At 66.4% G+C, this 1,946-nt stretch carries 2 protein-coding genes; both read right to left on the bottom strand.

Annotation, left to right across the window (positions count from 1 at the left end; genetic code table 11):
- On the bottom strand, nt 1-406 hold a 406-nt coding region (locus tag QZV94_RS24135; RefSeq protein WP_293682889.1), incomplete at its 3' end, for a hypothetical protein.
- A 3-nt stretch (nt 407-409) separates the two neighbouring features.
- A complete protein-coding gene (locus QZV94_RS24140) occupies nt 410-694 on the bottom strand; it encodes a hypothetical protein (protein ID WP_293682891.1) in 285 nt (94 codons plus the stop codon).
- Between the last annotated feature and the right edge of the window lie 1,252 nt (nt 695-1,946).

Consider the following 1,946-nt stretch of genomic DNA (forward strand, 5'->3'; position numbering starts at 1 on the left):
TGGCGTCGTTGGCGTGGCGCATCTCGTGCTGCGGGCTCAGGTACAGCTCGCGGCTCCCGGCCTCTTCCGCCGGTCCCTTGATCGCCGCGCCCTGGGTGATGAACTTGATGTTGTGCTGGCGGGCGAGGAGTTCGTAGGCGCCGATCGCGCGCGCCGTCCGGCACTCGTCATAGTCGAGGGCGCCCGTCCGCATCACGTCGGGGTAGAGCTGCCAGTTCTCGCAGACGATGGCGCCGAGCGGAAGAACCTCGTTGGCGACCTTCAGCAGCGACGGCGGCTCATTCAGCCATCCGTCGACCAGGTCGATGTGCTCCAGCCGCGGCCACTGGTCGGCGTGCACGAGCCGGACGCCCTTCCACAGCGCCCAGCCCGTCGTCTCACCGGGGTCGATGGTGAGCCAGTGCACCCCTCAGTCCTCCGTCTTTTCCTCGGGCGCGGCCTGCTTCTCCGAGTCGATCATCCCCAGGTGCTTCTGGATGTCGTAGATGCCCTTTTCGAGGACCGCCATGTAGGCCGCGAGCATCGTGATGCCCGAGTGCAGGCTCACGTTTTCTTCGCGGAGCGTCTCGTTTTCCATCGTGCTCTGGTAGACCTGCTTGGCGAGGGACGCTTTGACGCCCGGGCCGCTGTCGCGGATCGTGGCGCGAAGCTGGTCCAACGCCGCCTCCTGGCCTGGGCTCATTCCGTCGTCCATGTCATTACCTCCTAGTTCCAGCCGGGGTCGAAGTCCGGCTTCTTGGCTTGCGACCATCTCTCACAAATTATAGCCTCCGCGTCAAGGGGGATTTCCTTGGTGATCGCCGGATGGTCGCACAGCGCCTCCCGGATGATCGCCGCGTGCTCCTCCGCCTTGTCCTCCGGAGAGTCGGAAAGGATCTCGTCGTGCGTCAGCGCGACCATCGGGATGCCCGCTTCGTGGCAGCGCACCACCGCGATCTTGAAGAGGTCGGCCGACGTGCCCTGCACGTAGTAGTTGCCGAACTTGTAGGCCTCGCGGTCGGCGTGGCGCTGATCCATGACGCGGTGTTTGCGGCCGAAGACCGTGCGGAGATAGCCCTGCTGTTCGAGCGTGAACTCGATCTCCGCCTGGAATTGGGCGACTTCGGGGAAGGCGTCCTTGTAGGCCCAGATCATGTCTTTCGCGTCGTTCTGGTTGACGTGGAAGGCCGCCCGGATGGACCGGATGCCCGCGCCGTAGATCATGCTGTAGTTGAACTTCTTCCCGCGCTGGCGGGCGGATTCGATCACGCCGCCGCCGCGGTCGTAGTCGTAGAGCCCGATCATCTTCGCGGTGTAGGAGTGGAGGTCGGCGCCCGGCTTCGTCATCATCTCCAGGAAGACGCCCTCGCCCAACGCCGCAGCGAAGACGCGAAGCTCGATTGAGTCGAGGTCCACGGCGATCAGCTTGTGGCCCTCAGATGCCTGCACCAGGTGGCGCAACCGGAGGTCGTCGCGCGGCCAGTTCTGGACGTTGGGGTCCGAGGAGGACATTCGACCAGTGCGGGCGCCAACCTGGCGCAGGTTCGTGTGGAGGCGACCGTCCGGCGCGAGGTAGGGCGCGCGGTAGCCGAAGTCGCCGTCGAAGTCGGGGTGGATGCCGCCCTGCAACGTGACCTCGGTGGCGCCCATCTGCCACGCCTCGCGCACCCGCTGGGCGATGTCGTCCAGGGTCAGCAGGTACGGCGTGCCGCGCAGGTTCAGCGACAGCGGGCCCTTCGAGAACCCGCAGAACCGGCACTTGAACGTGCACACGTTGGTGTAGTTGATGTTCCGGTTGGAGACCCAGGTGATGGTGTCGCCCACCACCTGGCGGCGCAGCTCGTCGGCCAGCTCGGCGATGGCGGCCACCTCGCGGCCTCGGGCGGAGAACAGGGTGACGAGCTCGTCCTCGCCGAGCTCCTGGCCGGCGAGCACCCCGTCGAGCACCTCGCGCACCGGCCCGGCCG

The organism is uncultured Phenylobacterium sp. (assembly GCF_902826855.1).
Classification (GTDB): Bacteria; Pseudomonadota; Alphaproteobacteria; order Caulobacterales; family Caulobacteraceae; genus Phenylobacterium.

What these genes read in the sequence shown, in the direction of transcription:
- QZV94_RS24140 (WP_293682891.1), bottom strand. Translation starts at nt 694, where the DNA reads ATGGACGACGGAATGAGCCCAGGCCAGGAGGCGGCGTTGGACCAGCTT.